This window comes from Klebsiella sp. RHBSTW-00484 (assembly GCF_013705725.1).
Taxonomy (GTDB): domain Bacteria; phylum Pseudomonadota; class Gammaproteobacteria; order Enterobacterales; family Enterobacteriaceae; genus Klebsiella.
In genome coordinates, this window is record NZ_CP055481.1 from 2,730,246 (window position 1) to 2,745,636 (window position 15,391).

General features: G+C 53.1%; 14 protein-coding genes and 1 pseudogene. 5 read left to right on the forward strand and 10 right to left on the reverse strand.

The genetic code is table 11. The features are described from left to right. Nucleotides 1–3: 3 nt before the first annotated feature. From HV213_RS12960 to HV213_RS12975, 4 genes are all read right to left on the reverse strand, one after another. Nucleotides 4–2,586: a fimbria/pilus outer membrane usher protein gene (locus tag HV213_RS12960; protein WP_181485979.1), complete on the reverse strand. Its 2,583-nt coding sequence runs from the start codon at nt 2,584–2,586 to the stop codon at nt 4–6. A gap of 62 nt (nt 2,587–2,648) precedes the next feature. Next, nucleotides 2,649–3,323, reverse strand: coding sequence for a fimbrial biogenesis chaperone (locus tag HV213_RS12965; RefSeq protein WP_228288610.1), 675 nt, complete (start codon nt 3,321–3,323; stop codon nt 2,649–2,651). Between the two features lie 115 nt (nt 3,324–3,438). After that, nucleotides 3,439–3,957, reverse strand: a complete 519-nt coding sequence (locus HV213_RS12970; protein WP_181485981.1) for a fimbrial protein — start codon at nt 3,955–3,957, stop codon at nt 3,439–3,441. A 459-nt stretch (nt 3,958–4,416) separates the two neighbouring features. Then, a complete protein-coding gene (locus HV213_RS12975; protein WP_181485982.1) occupies nt 4,417–4,965 on the reverse strand; it encodes a tyrosine-type DNA invertase in 549 nt (182 codons plus the stop codon). A gap of 474 nt (nt 4,966–5,439) precedes the next feature. On the opposite strand from HV213_RS12975, the gene HV213_RS12980 reads away from it, so the two are divergent. Next, nucleotides 5,440–7,845 (forward strand): membrane-bound PQQ-dependent dehydrogenase, glucose/quinate/shikimate family, encoded by a 2,406-nt coding sequence (locus tag HV213_RS12980; protein WP_181485983.1) that lies wholly within the window; start codon nt 5,440–5,442, stop codon nt 7,843–7,845. Nucleotides 7,846–7,982: 137 nt separating this feature from the next. Beyond that, nucleotides 7,983–8,168, forward strand: a pseudogene (locus HV213_RS12985) (DUF1543 domain-containing protein); the annotation flags it as partial. Nucleotides 8,169–8,171: 3 nt separating this feature from the next. Here HV213_RS12985 and HV213_RS12990 read toward each other — a convergent pair. From HV213_RS12990 to HV213_RS13000, 3 genes are read right to left on the reverse strand one after another with little or no spacing between them, the layout of a single operon-like run. Next, a complete protein-coding gene (locus HV213_RS12990) occupies nt 8,172–8,558 on the reverse strand; it encodes a GFA family protein (protein WP_181486480.1) in 387 nt (128 codons plus the stop codon). A gap of 9 nt (nt 8,559–8,567) precedes the next feature. Further along, entirely contained in the window at nt 8,568–9,206 is a 639-nt protein-coding gene (locus HV213_RS12995) for a CatA-like O-acetyltransferase, family 1 (RefSeq protein WP_181485984.1), read from the reverse strand. 30 nt (nt 9,207–9,236) lie between these two features. Then, nucleotides 9,237–9,620 carry a VOC family protein gene (locus tag HV213_RS13000; protein WP_181485985.1) on the reverse strand — a complete coding sequence of 128 codons (384 nt, stop codon included), beginning with the start codon at nt 9,618–9,620 and terminating at the stop codon, nt 9,237–9,239. 91 nt (nt 9,621–9,711) lie between these two features. Here HV213_RS13000 and HV213_RS13005 point away from each other — a divergent pair, with 91 nt between their 5' ends. Continuing rightward, nucleotides 9,712–10,482: a DeoR/GlpR family DNA-binding transcription regulator gene (locus HV213_RS13005; RefSeq protein ID WP_181485986.1), complete on the forward strand. Its 771-nt coding sequence runs from the start codon at nt 9,712–9,714 to the stop codon at nt 10,480–10,482. Between the two features lie 45 nt (nt 10,483–10,527). On the opposite strand, the gene HV213_RS13010 is transcribed toward HV213_RS13005, so the two are convergent. Further along, the gene (locus tag HV213_RS13010) at nt 10,528–11,157 is read right to left on the reverse strand and encodes a LysE family translocator (RefSeq protein ID WP_181485987.1); all 630 of its coding nucleotides are present in this window, start codon (nt 11,155–11,157) and stop codon (nt 10,528–10,530) included. A 235-nt stretch (nt 11,158–11,392) separates the two neighbouring features. Here HV213_RS13010 and HV213_RS13015 point away from each other — a divergent pair, with 235 nt between their 5' ends. Continuing rightward, the gene (locus HV213_RS13015) at nt 11,393–12,028 is read left to right on the forward strand and encodes a carbonic anhydrase (RefSeq protein ID WP_110273955.1); all 636 of its coding nucleotides are present in this window, start codon (nt 11,393–11,395) and stop codon (nt 12,026–12,028) included. Between the two features lie 131 nt (nt 12,029–12,159). Here HV213_RS13015 and HV213_RS13020 read toward each other — a convergent pair whose 3' ends face one another. Then, the gene (locus tag HV213_RS13020; RefSeq protein WP_181485988.1) at nt 12,160–13,044 is read right to left on the reverse strand and encodes an SDR family oxidoreductase; all 885 of its coding nucleotides are present in this window, start codon (nt 13,042–13,044) and stop codon (nt 12,160–12,162) included. A gap of 404 nt (nt 13,045–13,448) precedes the next feature. Between HV213_RS13020 and HV213_RS13025 the strand changes: the two genes are divergently transcribed. Further along, nucleotides 13,449–13,598: a hypothetical protein gene (locus tag HV213_RS13025; protein ID WP_181485989.1), complete on the forward strand. Its 150-nt coding sequence runs from the start codon at nt 13,449–13,451 to the stop codon at nt 13,596–13,598. A gap of 68 nt (nt 13,599–13,666) precedes the next feature. Here the strand turns inward: HV213_RS13025 and HV213_RS13030 are convergent, their stop codons facing one another. After that, nucleotides 13,667–15,277 (reverse strand): FAD-NAD(P)-binding protein, encoded by a 1,611-nt coding sequence (locus HV213_RS13030; protein ID WP_181485990.1) that lies wholly within the window; start codon nt 15,275–15,277, stop codon nt 13,667–13,669. Nucleotides 15,278–15,391: the final 114 nt, after the last annotated feature.

Below are 15,391 nucleotides of genomic sequence, written 5' to 3' on the forward strand. Positions count from 1 at the left end.
CTGTTACAGACACTGTCCGTTGATTTTGATGATCCCGCTGCTGTTTTGCGCCAGGCGGTAATTCACTTTGCATCGACCATCCGTCTCATTGCCCCATTTCACCTGCAGTTGGCCGTCGTCTTTCAGACCCGTCAGATAAACCTGCCCGCCGTCACCGACAATAAAGCTTTTCTGATCCGGGTTTTCTACATCGGTGACCATCGCGCCGAACGGAACCGGGAAACCGTCTCGTCTATGCAGATTCATCAAAACTCTTTTACCGAGGCTGGTTTGATAGCTGGCTTTCACCACCGCGCCGCGTGTTGGCGTGACGGTTTGTGTGGTCAGCGTCAACTCAGCATCATCAGCCAGGGTTTCGGTATTCAGCGTCAGATCGTTTTTACGATACGGGCTTACGTAGGGCACGATGGTATAGCCAAAGAGGTCGGTTTTGACACCTGACTGCCCCTGTACCATGACGTTTTGCGCGCCGGGAGCGGCGATCAGCGCAATGGTTTCTCCAAGAGGCTGACTGAAGGTAATGCCGTTGCGATGGGCGACAATACCGCCCTGCAGGCCGTAGTTCAGACGCTCGCTATAGCGGTCCCAGGCATATCCGCCGAGCAGTTCCCCATATGAGGCACGCCAGTCAGCATTGATCCCGCCGCTATTTCCCTGCCCCTGAGAACCATAGCCCTGCATCACGCTCCAGCTCAGATTGTTATCGGCAAGCAGCGTGCCGCCAATACTCAGGCTGTTGTTGGTATTACCCTGTTTGCTGGTATTGAGCATGTAGCTGGCATAGGTTGATTTGCCGGCAAAAAATTTGTCCAGCGGAACGTTGATATTGAGCGAGAAGAGCTGGTCACGGTCATATGTGCGCCCGGAGTGCTGACCGTAGCGTTCGGTGGAATTGATGTTGTAGCTGTAGGTCAGCCCGAAACTGATGCCGTTGTACGAATTATTGTAGCTCGCGCTGTAGGACTCCATACGCTTATGGCTGTTCCAGTAATCTTCGCGTATAGCACTGAGCGCGATGTTTCCACCAACCTGAAAAAGATCCTGGGTGATGGTGAGCTCGGCGCGATTGCGTCTGCGTTCGGTCTGGGTATACCGCTGTCCATCACGCCAGGTGTCGAGGACCTCCTGCATCCCCCAATAGCCGTTGGTGGCGTAGCGATAGCCCGCTAGCGCGAAGTTGGTGCCGGTCTGTACCAGATTTTTGCTGTAGCGAATCCGCCAGGATTGGCCATCTTCCCGCTCCTCACCTTTTTGATGCGACCAGGCCTGGGTAACATCAGCGGAAATAGCGCCGAGATAACCCAGGTTTTTACCGACACCTAACGCTAAAGACTGATATTTGCTGCTGAACTGACCGCCACCGTACAGGGTATATCCTGCAGGCAGTCCGTAAATTACGGTGCCAGTTGTCAGCGGTGTTTTGTCGATGCCGTTGTCATACGCGCGGTAGACCCCGGTAGTCACTGCGTATTTTAACCGGCCTTCACGTTGTAGTACGGGGACCGAGGCGTAGGGCACGACCAGTAACTGTTCGCTGCCGTCGGATTCTTTGATTGTCACATACAGGTCGCCGGAGCCGCCGGTGGGGTACATATCGGTAATTTCAAAGCTGCCGGGGGATACGTAGGTCTGATAAATGACGTAACCATTCTGGCGGATCGTGACCTGGGCGTTGGTTCGGGCAATCCCCCGGACCACGGGCGCATAGCCTCGCAGACTTTCCGGGAGCATGTCATCATCTGACGCCAGTTGGCCGCCGCGAAACGGAATACTGTCGAAAACATCTGAAGGCGTGGTGCTGTCGCCAAGCGTCAGGCGGCTCTTCAGAGAGCGTATGTCGCGCTGTGCGTAGGTATAGACCGTATCCCATTTTGCCGAGGTTGTGCCTTTTGCATCCTGACTGCTGTTGCGGTTCCAGGTGGTGTAGTTGCGCAGTCGCCAGGGGCCAACGTTAAGGCCGGGGCGTAAGTTGACGTACTGGCTGTTGTTGTCGTTTCCGATGCCGTTTTTCGCCCAGCTATTCGCGCCGCTCACGCTGTAATTTAATAAGGCCGCAGGAATGCCGTCATCCCACAGTGCCGGGTCGACCCATCCGCGTGCGGCGTTGGCAATCGACGACTGCGGGAAGCTCAGCAGCAGCTGTTGACGGGAGAAGCGAAAGTCGGCGCTGGCTTGCGCAATCGCGGAGAGCCTGGCGCAGGCGGCGTCGGCTGCCCCGAGTTGCGGGTAACGGCGAGTCATGACGCCCCATGAAGCCAGGTCGCTCACCGCCAGGCAGGGCTGCAATGTCTCTTGCCCCAGGGCGTTTTGTTGAAGCCGGAATTCAACATCGCGAGTATCCACCTTGCTGTTATTGACGTAAATATCCACCCGGTAAAGACCCGGTAACTGTCCTCCTTGTTCGTTGAAGGCCGATAGGTCGGTTGCAGCTTGTCCGCCCGAACCCGTTTCAAGAAGGGCAGAATTAAACAGCTCGCGGGCATACGCTTCGCAGGAAATACCCGCCATTAGAATAAATTGGGTGGCGATAAAATAGGCCAGATGTTTCATACGCAGGGGCGTATCGGTCGAAGGTCTTTTATTCATCCTGAAATACTCCTTAGCTGGCGGGGGAAATACCCGCAGCGTAAACAGTCGACTGCAGTTCGTTAGCGAACAACGCTGTGACTCTCCCCAATGCCGCCAAAGTCACTGATGATTTTCCAGGACACTTGACCTGATATGTTGGCTGGAGTGTCAAAGGTTGCCGTACTCATCGGCGCGACAAAGGTGGCTTGCGCAATGGGATGATTTCCTACCGTCACTTCGTTGAAATTCATATAAAACGCTGTCGGGTTTGTTACCGTCAGCTTGTTACCGTGATGGCTCCAGCTCAGTCTTTGCGTCACTTCTTCAGGAATGCCCTTTACCGTACTGGGACGATAGATAAGCTTGATACGGGTTCTGATAGCGACCTGTAGGGTGTTTGCGCCATCAGGAATATTGCTCGCTGGAATGGTTTTAACGTTGAGCCAGTAGAGCGATTCGCGATCGACAGGAAGCTTGCCGCCGATATAGACGATCCGCAGCAAATTCTGTTCGTTGCCCTCCAGACGGAATAGCGGAGGGGTAATAATAAAAGGTGGTTTCGCCGGATCGTTGGCTTGGGACTCAATCCACGACTGAATAAGGTAGGGGCTGGTATCGGAATTGCTGACGCTCAGCGAAGTCTCTTTTTTATCGCCGGCAAAAATAAGCCGCGTACCGCCGACGGTAACGCCACCGTTTTCTGCGGCGACGGTCTGACAGCAGGCCAGTAATGTGAGGAGGAGAGGGAGTGCCATATATCTGCTATGCATGATGTCCATATACTCCACAAAGAATAAGGGGGACGGACCGGTCGCAACCGGCCCGCAGGAATATCGCCTGCAGAACAGAAATAAGCAGGCGGAATATCCTTTAGTTGTAATTGAGGGTGAAGTTGCTGGTCGAATTCGCCTGACCTGCGGTCACAGTGCTTGCCGTCGCATAATAACGGGCAACGAAGTCGAGATTATTATTGCCTGGACGAAGCGGATAAGCGGAAGAGGCCGTATATAATGGAACAACGACATTTTTATTGTCCATCAGTTGAATACCCACCCCTTTCGCCATATCCGTCTGCTGGGTCAGTGCCAAAAGAGTACTGACGTTGCTATCCGCCGTGCCATCGAATTTAACCGTGGCGGAGCTGACGGATTTTGGGCAGTCTTTCAGGGCGATAGTGAATTTCGTCGGCGAGGCAGTGGACCCCGCACCGGTGAAGGCCTTGCTGGAGACCGTGCCCATCATGACCGACAGGGGGTTACTCATGTTATTAATAACGGTACAGGCGGTATCGGTAATTGAGCCGAAGAAATTAATTTTACCATCATCAGCAAATACGGATGCTGACATTGCGCCGGTCATCATAACTGCGGCAATAAGACATTTTTTCATAAATAGGGTCCTTAACATTTAATATCTATGATTTATAGGTGCTGCGATTTTTAAGATCGCAAAGCGCCCTTATTAATCTGAACGTCATGATTCCTTGGAAATATATTTCGCTGTAGGCGGGCTTATTTCTGCAGAAGACATTTTGTATCAAAGTGTCATGTTTGGTTTATTCTGTTTTGTTATTTTAATTTTCAGAAATAAATGCCATGGAAGGCGTCTTTTGTGAAATTAAATGCCAGCGCAGAGCGGGGAAATGTTAAGAGTGTAGGTTTGTGGCGATAGCGATATTGATAGGTAGATGAGAGTCAAAAAATGGAGGTGATTCTAATTAATTGATAATTAAGGTAATTAATCATTGCGCACAATAAAAACCACACAAGTTGACAGGTTATAGGCTATTCATTATGTTAGTGACAATCTGATACATTATGTCAAGTAAGGCGCGTATTATTTATGTTTTCACCATATATTTTTAAATCTTGCGGCATTACTCGCTGTATAAAGCACCGTATGCTGGATGTTTCTGTGGCCGAGGTAATCCTGTATCAGTCGGGTATCCATTCCTTTATCGGCGAGTGAAAAACCACAGGCATGGCGAAGCATATGGGGATGTGCCGCTATCCTTAAACCGGCCCTTTGGCTGTAATGGCTGATCAGTACATGGATCCGCTGACGCGATAGTGGCGTCCCTTTTTGCGATAAAAAAAACCAGTCACTGTCGCTATTACGATAGTTTTTTCGCACAGACAGCCAGTCATGGATAAATGCCTTCTCGCTGGAAAATAAAGGATGGGTGGTAGAAAAACCGTTTTTAAGACGTTTGACGTAAATCGAATTGTTATGTAGGTCAAGGTCAGATAGCCGCCAGTGACGAATTTCGCTCACGCGACAACCATGAATAAAACACATCCAGATCAAGCAACGGTCTCTTTCCGGGTTAGTGCCTTTCGATGCTTCGTTAATGATTTTTTTAATCTCCGTCTCCGTAAGATATTTTCGTTTGTTCATGATTAACCTCCTGAATAGTCGTGACAATATTTTTCCTACCTGGTGAAGGGGCGAACGGCTACGCCATACCGGGCGCAATCAACGGATTGCTCCCGGTATGATTAAACAGGGGGCGAAGGATAGCAAGGTGGTTTCCGGGTCTTCCGTCGCCCCAGTGTGGGCCGATTTTTGCCCGTATCTGACCCGTTTCGGTCGGCTGAAAATCCCCGTGCTCTTCGGTGTAAGACTCGTTTTCTTCTTAGTCTTATAACCGCATGACTTTTCAAATTACTTTTATAAATTAAAAAATTTTAAACATTTAATGCTGTATAATTTTACATAACATTTACAAATGCATATGATTTCTTACGTTCTTCGCTCTGGTCTGGAGCGTCCAACCAACATGATATGCGGTCTGTGCTTTTATCATCTTGATAATGCACTGTTTAAAATAAATGTTTTGGTTTTTTCGACTGACGTCGTATGGGATGAAATATGGACGAACGACAAGGTAGCGGGAGAGGGATTTTCTTCACCGTCTACCGGTTACTCTTTGTACTCCTAAGCTTTGGCATAGGGCTTTTTTTCACTATCTGGGGCGGCAAACTCCTCTCTCTTGGCGGTAGCGCCTGGTATCTGCTAGCCGGTGTGGCTTATCTGCTTATCGCCGTCGGCTTTATCACCCGCAGTAAATATGTTCTCCCTTTCGCTATTCTGACTTTCCTGTTAACCCTGTGCTGGGCACTGTATGAAGTGCAGTTCAGCTACTGGGGTCTGATCCCACGCCTGGTGGTTCCGGCGCTAATGCTGATGTTGGCGCTGTGGCTAGCGACCACGCTGCCGGTGAAACGCGCTCGGGTGCGCTACGCCAACTGGAGTGCGTCGGCGATTTTCCTCGTACTGCTGGCGACGCTGGTGTCGGCGTTTTACCCGCACGGTGGCATTCATAACGGCGCGGTAAAAGCGAGCAATGACAAAACGCCAACGCTGGCGTCGAAAAGCGATAACTGGGAATTCTTTGGTCGCGATGCGTCGGGAACCCGCTTCGCGCCGTACGATGACATCACCCCGGAGAACGTCAAAAACCTGAAGGTGGCGTGGACCGCGCATACTGGTCGCCGTCTTACCGGTGCCGGGATTGGCGTCGATGAAAATACTCCGCTGCAAATTGGCGACACGCTGTACTCTTGCACGCCGCTAAACGTTGTCACCGCGCTGGATGCGGATACCGGCAAACCGCGCTGGCGTTTTGACCCACAGGCGCAGACCGCTGAACACGTGACCTGCCGCGGCGTGGGTTATTACGATGTGCAGAGCGACGATTCGCTGAGCGCGGAAGAGAAGTCCAGTCCGGCGTTGCAGCAGTGCCCGCAACGTATTCTGATCTCTACCGTTGATGCACGCCTGATCGCGCTGAACGCCAAAACTGGCGAATTGTGCGATGACTTTGGCGACCACGGTAGCGTTGATCTGAAACAGGGCATGGACAATACCGAAAACAGCAAACGCTACCATCCGACTTCAACGCCGGTGATCATGGGGCACATTGCGGTGCTTGGCGGCTGGGTGCGCGATATTGTGCACGGCGAGCCGTCTGGCGTGGTGCGCGCGTTTGACGTGCGTACCGGTAACGTGGTCTGGGCCTGGGACGTGGGCCAGCCGGAAAACATTACCGACCCGGAAAAAGGTCGTGTCTACACCCTCGAAACACCGAACGTCTGGACGGTGCCGGGTTTTGATAAAGAGCTGAACCTGATTTACCTACCAACCGGTAACGGTCCGCCGGATTACTGGGGCGGCGATCGCAACGAGGCTAAAGAGAAATACGGCTCATCCGTCGTGGCGGTGGATGCCAGCACCGGGGAGACCAAATGGGTCTTCCAGACCGTGCATCACGATATCTGGGACTATGACCTGCCATCGCAGCCGGTACTGTTCCATATGAAAAACGACAAGGGCGAAGAGATTCCGGTTCTGATCCAGACGACCAAAACCGGGCAGATTTACGTCCTTGATCGTCGGACGGGCAAGCCGGTGACCCGCGTGGAAGAACGGCCTGTTGCTCACGATGGCGCAGAAGGTGAGCATCTCTCGGCGACTCAACCGTTCTCCACCGGAATGCCGCAGTTGGGCGTTGAACCGCTGACCGAGAAATCGATGTGGGGCGTCACGCCGTTTGATCAGTTGATGTGCCGTATCGACTTCAAAGAATCGACGTATCTGGGGATGTACACTCCGCCGTCAGAGAAGCCCTATATTGAATGGCCTAGCCTGCTGGGCGGCATGAACTGGGGTGGTATCACCATCGATGAGCGCACCGGTACGCTGTTCGTCAACGACATGCGGATGCCTCTGAGAATGTCGCTGGTGCGCCAGGAGGATATGGCGAAATACAAAGTCTCCACCGACGAAGTTCCGGGCTTTATGGGCACCGTTCGTCCGCAGGTTGCCGGGCCTTACGGCGGCGTGCGGATTGACATTCTGCAATCGGCGCTGGGCGTGCCGTGCAATACGCCGCCGTTTGGCACCATGAGCGCGATTGACCTCAACACCCGTCAGTTGATGTGGCAGGTGCCGATGGGGTCGGTTGAGGATACCGGTCCGCTGGGCCTGAAAACGCATCTGCATATCCCATTGGGTATGCCAACGTTGGGTGGCCCGACTTCAACCGCTTCCGGGTTGGTGTTCTTTGCCGGGACTCAGGATAACTACCTGCGCGCGCTGGATTCCTCGACCGGTAAAGAGCTGTGGCGCGCTCGTCTGCCGGTAGGTGCCGTGGCGGCTCCGCTTATCTATAAGTCACCGAAGACCGGGAAAGAGTATGTGGTGATCTCCGCAGGCGGTGCCAGCCACTCGCCGGACGTTGGTGATGATATTATCGCTTACGCGCTGGAAGAGTAGGCGACGTTTCTCCTTTATTGCATGAGCCAAACCGCTCCTGAGGGGGCGGTTTCACACTCTTTGGCCCCTCTAGCTGTTGCACTAACATTTCTGCCGGGTGGCGGCTGACGCCTTACCCAGCCTACAAATCCTACTACGAAGCGTTGCAAAAGCTGCTTTGCGGCGTCGATCAGCAGCATAAAGACAATCTTAAAGAAGTGGATGATTGCCTGCTATTGGAAAAGGTTGGCGACTGGTATCTCTATCTCACACCTAACGCCAAAGGCGTGGCTCCGAAACCAGAATGGCAGGGCTACCAGCCGATTGGCCTGGTAGCCGGTTAATCATTATTCTGCATCAGGGCAGATCTGCCGCCACCATGACGGCTTCATGTCCTCAAATGAGTGAAACTCAGGGGTAAAGGTTTTATCATTAGGCTGGTCGAACGCGCCGGTCAGCAGGGCGATAACCGGGCCGTCATCAATGGCCCCCAGTGAACTGCCGCAACGCGGGCAAAAGGCGCGGCAGGTGTTCTGTGACGAGCGCCATGTTGCTGGCGCGCCGCCATCGCCGGTCCAGTTGACGTCTTTGGCTGTGAACTCCAGCCACACTGCCGTCTGAGCACCGGTATGTTTCTGACACATATTGCAAGAACAGCTGTGCGGGCTGACTGGGTTAACGGCGCTGAAGCGAATATAGCCGCACAGGCAGCCGCCGGTTAGCGTTTTGCTCATCATATCCCTCTATTGTGGCTGCCACAGCGTGTCGGGTTCAGCAAAGCCTTCTTCTACTCGTGCGAAGAAGCGGCTGGCGTGCAGGCCGTCGACAAAAGCATGATTAAACTTGCCTGCTACCGGGATGATGCCGTTTTTTAGTTTACCCCAGGTGAGGGCGGGAACCGCCGCGCCGACATAGTATTCAGCGTGGGTAATCGCGCTGAAATGCAGCCACGGCAGGCAGCTGGCGCAGAAAAAGTTCTCGCCTTTGACAATGAGCGGAGCCGGAGCGGTGTGTTTGGCGGCATTAATGCTCGGCGTCGCTGCCCGGCTGAAGGTGCTAAAATCGGCGGCGTTGTCGCACCATACCTGGCGGAACCCTTCCTGAGCGGTCATCACCGGCGTCATCACCGCCAGTTCATCATATTCGATAATATCGTCGCCCAGCAGGCGCTGTTTAAGCTGTGGTACCCCGTTTGCCGCGCGAACCAGCGCGTAGAGTGCCAGTTGGAAGAAAGAGACGTCGCGGTCTTTTGCGCACTCGTATAACCGCTGTGCTTCTAAGGGTACGCAGAGGTTAAAACCAGGATTGGCAAAACCGCGATAAAAATCAAAATGATCTTTTCGCGGCCAGCTTTGTTTATCGATTACGCGATAGTTGGCCACGGGCATCTCCTTTTTAGCATTTGTCCCACACTATGCGACGATTTCAATCAGGTTGCCATCAGGGTCTTTGATAACCGCTTCGTAATAACCGTCGCCGGTAGTACGCGGAGCAGAGACCAGGATACCTTGCGCCTCGGCGCGTTTAGCCAGCGCATCGACTCTCTGCGCGCCGTCAACGCTTATCGCCAGATGCACCCAACCGGTGTGGTTATTATCCGGTTTCAGCTCGCTCAGACCCGGTTTGGTCATCAGTTCAATGGCAATATCATCACCGATTTTGACAAAGTAAGATTCAAACCCGAGGTTAGTCTGGCTGCAATATTTTTCATTTATTTCGCCTTCAAAGAACGACACCCAAAAGCGTGCCTGTTGCTCAAGCTGGCGGGTCCATAGGGCGATATGGGCAATTTTCATTTCAAACCTCTTCACACGGTGTGTTGACAGTCAGGGACAGAATGCACGATCATGCACTTTGTTGCTCGATAAAGATTTACCAGGAGTTATTGTGCTCGATTATGCTGCTTTCCCTAAACAACGACAAGCGTTGATTTGCCAGATCCTGCAAGAAAACGGTAGGGTGGTTTGCGCTGAGCTGGCCAGCCGCCTGAGCGTATCAGAACACACAATTCGCCGTGATTTACATGAACTTAGCAAAGAGGGTTTTTGCAAGAAGGTTTACGGTGGGGCGGTTATGACTCTGCCTGAGTCGGGAGACTACAGCGAGCGCAAGGATAAGAATACGGCGATAAAAAGCAGGATCGCGCAGAAGTGCGCAAGGCTGGTTAAGCCCGGCGGCTGCATTTTTATCGACACCGGCACCACTAATCTGGCGATGGCGGAGGCGCTGCCTGCTGAGCTGGCGCTAACGGTGGTGACCAATTCTCCGGAGATCGCCGCGGTGCTGCTCAAGAAACCGCTGTATGACGTGGTGATGCTGGGCGGCCAGATCCAACGGGCTACCGGCGGCTGCGTGGGGGCATCCGCCGTGGCGCAGATCCAGGGGATGTTGTTTGACCAGGGCTTTATCGGCGGCTGCGCGATGGCTCCGGAGTCTGGCCTCACGGGATTTGATTTTCCCGACTGCGAATTTAAAAAAGCGGTTATTAAGCAGTGCAGCGAAATCATCGTGGGCCTGACTTCGGATAAGATCCCCGCGGTGGCGCGCTTTGTGGTGGTCGAAAGCGGCGACATTGATGTGCTGGTGGTGGAAGAGAATGTCAGTCGTGAATATAGCGATGCGTTCCGCGAGCACGATATTCGTATTTACACCGTTTAAGCGCGAAGCGCTAGCCCGAGCGGCGAGTGCGCTCGGGCCATGAGGTTATTTCGATAGCGAAGTCGCTATCAGGCGCAATCCCAGCGCACCCAATACCGTGGCGGTGACGATATCGATTTTGTGCTTCAGACGCAGATAGACGCTGCGCGGCCGGGCGGAAGAGAGCACCAGGGCCACCAGTGAATACCAGCTGACATCAATCAGAAAGCTCATCAGCGGTACGATATAGTAAAAGGCTACCGGGATGCGCTCTGGCAGCAGGGCGGTAAAAATAGAGGCGAAGACCAGCGCCGTTTTCGGATTGCTGAGCTGGGTATAAAGACCGTCGCGGAAGGTTTTCAACAGCGACTGTTCTGCTGCCATGCCCCCGGCGGCGAAGTCCATCGGCTGCGCTGCGCTGCGATAGATTTTATAGCCTAACCACAACAGATACAGGCCACCGGCAACCTTCAGGCCGATAAACATCTCTGGTACCGCCGTCAAAAACTTCTGTAGACCCATCATTGCCATAATCGAAAAGATAGCTGCGCCGGTACCGGTCCCCAGCGCGGTGACCAGGCCATGAAGGCGTGAACGGGCCACCGCGTTGCGGGCGACGTAAATAAAGCTCGGTCCTGGGCTTATCACGCCCACGATAAGGACTGCGGCAATGGCCATCAGGCTGGATAAAAACATAAACGCTCCCGATTAATGTTTAGTGCTGAAGTCATCAATGACCTTCGCTCATAATTGTTTTCTAGTGAAAAAATAAACAATCTTTGCCGCAATGTCACCACGCTTTGTATCGGCAATTTGAGTGCGTTCTTAAGGCCATTTTCGAATAACGATTCCCATTCTGCTCTTCAGTGATACACTGGCTAAATGTGATCTTTGTCATATCGTCATTAAAACAGAGAAAAGAGACACTGCTATGCAACATATCATTGAGGGCTTCCTCAACTTCCAAAAAGAGATCTTCCCGCAACGTAAAGAGCTCTTCCGCAGCCTGGCGTCCAGCCAGAATCCCAAAGCGCTGTTCATCTCCTGTTCGGATAGCCGCCTGGTGCCGGAGCTGGTGACTCAGCAGGATCCGGGTCAGCTGTTTGTTATTCGTAACGCCGGTAATATCGTTCCCTCCTTCGGACCGGAGCCGGGTGGGGTTTCCGCCACTATCGAGTACGCTGTCGTCGCCCTGGGCGTGACCGATATTGTGATTTGCGGCCACTCCAACTGCGGAGCGATGAAAGCGATCGCGACCTGTCAGTGTCTGGATACGATGCCCGCAGTTTCCCATTGGTTGCATTATTCCGATGCGGCAAAAGCGGTGGTTGATAAAAAGACCTGGGCGAATGAGACCGATAAGGTGAATGGGATGGTGCAGGAAAACGTCATCGCCCAGTTGAATAATATCAAAACCCACCCGTCGGTCGCCGTTGGCCTGCGCGACAATACTCTGCGTCTGCACGGCTGGTTCTACGATATTGAAAGCGGTGATATTCGCGCGCTGGATAAAAACAGCAAAAACTTCGTTTCGCTGTCGGAAAATCCTGACGTTTTCTTCGAGTAAACCTCTCTTTTCAGGGCACGGAGGCCCTGTGAGTCGTGCTTTCCTGTTCGATATCTCCTGCCTGTCAAACTTCAGTTTTTATGCGCTTCCATAACGGAGTGCCGCTTCGTGAGCGCTCCATTACATCCGGCTTATAACACGCCGTCGCCGCCGTCCGAGCACCAGACCTGGCCGGAAGTGAAGGAACAGGCATCAGAGGCGAGGGTGACGTACAACGGGGCAATCTCCACCGGCTGGCCCGGGCGACCCAGAGGGGTATCGGCACCAAACTGGCGCACCTTCTCATCTGGCTGCCCGCCGCTGGATTGCAGCACCGTCCAGTAAGGGCCGGGCGCAACGGCATTGACCCGAATCCCTTTTGGCCCCAGTTGTTTGGCGAGAGATTTTGTGAATGCTACCAGGCAGGCTTTAGTTTGCGCATAATCCAACAGAATGGGGCTTGGCTTAAAGGCCTGCACGGATGAGGTATTAATAATGGCGCTGTGTTCTTTAAGATGGCGCAGGGCGGCCTTGGTTATCCAGAAAGCCGCATAGACGTTGGTTTTGAAGGTGGCGTCAAAATCCTCAGTTGATAGATCTTCCAGCGATTCACAATATTGCTGGCGACCGGCGTTGTTCACCAGAATATCCAGACCACCGAGTTCGCTGGCGGCTTGCTCCACCAGGGCTTCACAGAAAGATTCGCTGCGAATATCGCCTGGGATGGCCACGGCTTTGCGTCCTTCGGCCTGAATCAGCGCGATGACGGTTTCAGCATCAGATTCTTCCTCCGGCAGGTAGTTTATCGCGACATCTGCACCTTCTCGGGCAAAGGCGATTGCCACTGCCCGGCCAATCCCGGAATCACCGCCAGTAATTAGCGCACGTTTACCTGTCAGGCGATCGGAGCCGACATAGCTCAATTCGCCGTGGTCCGGGGCCGGTTTCATCTCTTCAGCTAAACCCGGTGGCGATTGCGGCTGGTCGACAAAAGGGGGGCGGGGATACTTCGCGGTATTTTTAGCGTTGTCGCTCATACGGACCTCCTCGTGGTAAAGGGTTAAGGATAGGCCCTCAGGCAGCGCATAAAACGTAAGTGGTGAATAAATGAACTCTTTCATTTTGTTAATTCACTGAGTGATTGACGGTAATTCACTGATTGCCGGGAAACTTTTTTGAATTGTGACGGCGTAAGTGTTGCGAATTTTAGGACTATTCTATCGACGTTGCATGGAATATTCAGGTCAGGTTTTATCAGGGGGGGATATATTTAAGCTGCTAAGAGTAAAATGAATAATATTATTATCGGACGATTCGTGAATTATTACAGTTGTGAAAATGGATATTAGCGACCAGACTTTATGAGACACACAGGATATTAATCGGGGGACTGCGGGAAATAAAAGTGGTCCCGAGGTGACAGTGAATACAGGAGAAACCTATGTCTGTTCACAATCCAGCCGATCCCGATAAGCAGGGGCGGCATCCGGCGAACGAAGACCCGTGCGAGCAGGGGGAAATCCCACGCAAAAGAGACGACAGCGAAGATCATAAAAAAGATCCTTATCATCCCCGGCCTGAAAAGCGCTAGAACTGATGACAAACCTGTTCTGGATATTGTGATCGTTCTTTCTGCGTCCGTGCGAAAGAATAACCGATTTAAAGGTCAATTAACGGCAAACGCCTGCGTGAGCGGCTCGCCGGTTGCGATATTGCTTTCGCTATCGCCGCGCCGATTTCTGCACAGGCGGTGATGCCCTGGACAAACGGCTGGTCATGCATCAGCCAGGGGATTGCGCCAAACGCAATGCGCCCACGCACCTCAGCCGGTTCCTGCAAGGTGTAGTCGTCCCCGACGTCAGGAATATCATCGCCGGTCGCCAGTAATTGCTTTCTTAAATGTGGAAAGGGGAGATCGGTAGTTTTGAGCGGTTTCTGCCCCCGCGCATCGATAAACACATCATAGATATAGCGGTTATCGTGGCTAATAATCTGCGTTTTATCTTGCTCAACTGATAACTCATAATCCGCGCCCAGAGCGAGAATGCTGATGACGCCGGCTTCGCGCAGCGCCAGTAGCCGGCGAATAGACTCGGAGGGAATGGCGGCGTAACAGTCAATAAACACCCGGGCGAGGCCCCGGCTGAAGCGCTCGCGGTCCCGATCGTTGAGATGCGGAACCATCTCCTGAACGGCTTCGTGTAGCCGCAAAATAACGTAGCGCCAGGGCACGGTGTAACGCTCTCGCTTATGACGTTCAACTTCGTCGAGATTCGCCCGCGCCCAGTGAAATGGGTTGTGCTGCTGGCGTTTTTGAAACCACGCCTCGCTGAAGCTGTCGGCGTCCAGCACGTTAAGGGCGATGTTCTCGCTCCAGCACGGGTCGGCCAGTTTGATTTCCTGCGCCATCAGCTGAAATACCCGGTCGAGTAAGCCGTCGGCACCCGCCGCGATCTCTTTTTCGACCGCACTTTCGCTGACGATATGCAGCGGCTCCCAGGGAATAGGGCAGTAAAAATCGGCTTCGGGCAGAATGCCGGAGCGGGACATCAACACAATATTGAGCGCCTTGCTGTCATCATCCAGCCTGAAGGTCAGCGCTCCATCGTCCGAATCAGTAAATCTGCCATGCTGAACGACGACGGCCATTGCTGCATCAATCCCGCTGAGCGAGGTGCCCATAATCCCCACCCGACAGGGCGGAATGTTGGCTTCCATCAGGCCAGACCACGGGCTGGGAAAATAAGTTCGGGTCGACTCCTCTTGCGTAGGCCACACGTGGCCGGTGGCGATTACTGCGAGACTGAAAACGTCTGCTGTTTGCTCACCTTCGGCCCACAGCCTGACGCCTTGCGCGGTGGCCTGCAGGTCGGTGACGGTGCAGGATTCATGAACCTGCACCCGAAAGCCTCGTTCTTTAGCTTGCGCAACCAGCCCAATAAACTGGTCGCGAAAGTATTCGCCTAGCAGGATGCGCGGCAAAAATTGACGATCATGCAAAGCGTCATAATCTACGCCATAGCGCGCAAGATGCGACTTGTCCTGGGCTTTTAGCCACTTGATGTAGGTGCACAGAATAGGCGGGATCTCAATGCTGGCGATATTCGCCAGCATCATGCGTGAATTTTCTTCATCACTGTAGGGCATGCCCACGCCCGCTTCATGGGCTTGCTCATAAATCGATACATACAGCGGTTCGTGGTGTTTAAGGAGTGCAAACAGGGTATAAATTCCGGTAGGCCCTGCGCCGATGATGGCAATTTTTTTCATATAGAATGACCCGCTGTTGTGTTGATGTTACATAGATTCGCTGTCCTTACGCAGATTTAGTGTGGTTGAAAATGGTGAGAGAGGCCAATTCAGAGACTCCTCTTCCGAAGTTGA

What these genes read in the sequence shown, in the direction of transcription:
- HV213_RS12960 (WP_181485979.1), bottom strand. Translation starts at nt 2,586, where the DNA reads ATGAATAAAAGACCTTCGACCGATACGCCCCTGCGTATGAAACATCTG.
- HV213_RS12965 (WP_228288610.1), bottom strand. Translation starts at nt 3,323, where the DNA reads ATGGCACTCCCTCTCCTCCTCACATTACTGGCCTGCTGTCAGACCGTC.
- HV213_RS12970 (WP_181485981.1), bottom strand. Translation starts at nt 3,957, where the DNA reads ATGAAAAAATGTCTTATTGCCGCAGTTATGATGACCGGCGCAATGTCA.
- HV213_RS12975 (WP_181485982.1), bottom strand. Translation starts at nt 4,965, where the DNA reads ATGAACAAACGAAAATATCTTACGGAGACGGAGATTAAAAAAATCATT.
- HV213_RS12980 (WP_181485983.1), top strand. Translation starts at nt 5,440, where the DNA reads ATGGACGAACGACAAGGTAGCGGGAGAGGGATTTTCTTCACCGTCTAC.
- HV213_RS12990 (WP_181486480.1), bottom strand. Translation starts at nt 8,558, where the DNA reads ATGAGCAAAACGCTAACCGGCGGCTGCCTGTGCGGCTATATTCGCTTC.
- HV213_RS13000 (WP_181485985.1), bottom strand. Translation starts at nt 9,620, where the DNA reads ATGAAAATTGCCCATATCGCCCTATGGACCCGCCAGCTTGAGCAACAG.
- HV213_RS13010 (WP_181485987.1), bottom strand. Translation starts at nt 11,157, where the DNA reads ATGTTTTTATCCAGCCTGATGGCCATTGCCGCAGTCCTTATCGTGGGC.
- HV213_RS13015 (WP_110273955.1), top strand. Translation starts at nt 11,393, where the DNA reads ATGCAACATATCATTGAGGGCTTCCTCAACTTCCAAAAAGAGATCTTC.
- HV213_RS13020 (WP_181485988.1), bottom strand. Translation starts at nt 13,044, where the DNA reads ATGAGCGACAACGCTAAAAATACCGCGAAGTATCCCCGCCCCCCTTTT.
- HV213_RS13025 (WP_181485989.1), top strand. Translation starts at nt 13,449, where the DNA reads ATGTCTGTTCACAATCCAGCCGATCCCGATAAGCAGGGGCGGCATCCG.
- HV213_RS13030 (WP_181485990.1), bottom strand. Translation starts at nt 15,277, where the DNA reads ATGAAAAAAATTGCCATCATCGGCGCAGGGCCTACCGGAATTTATACC.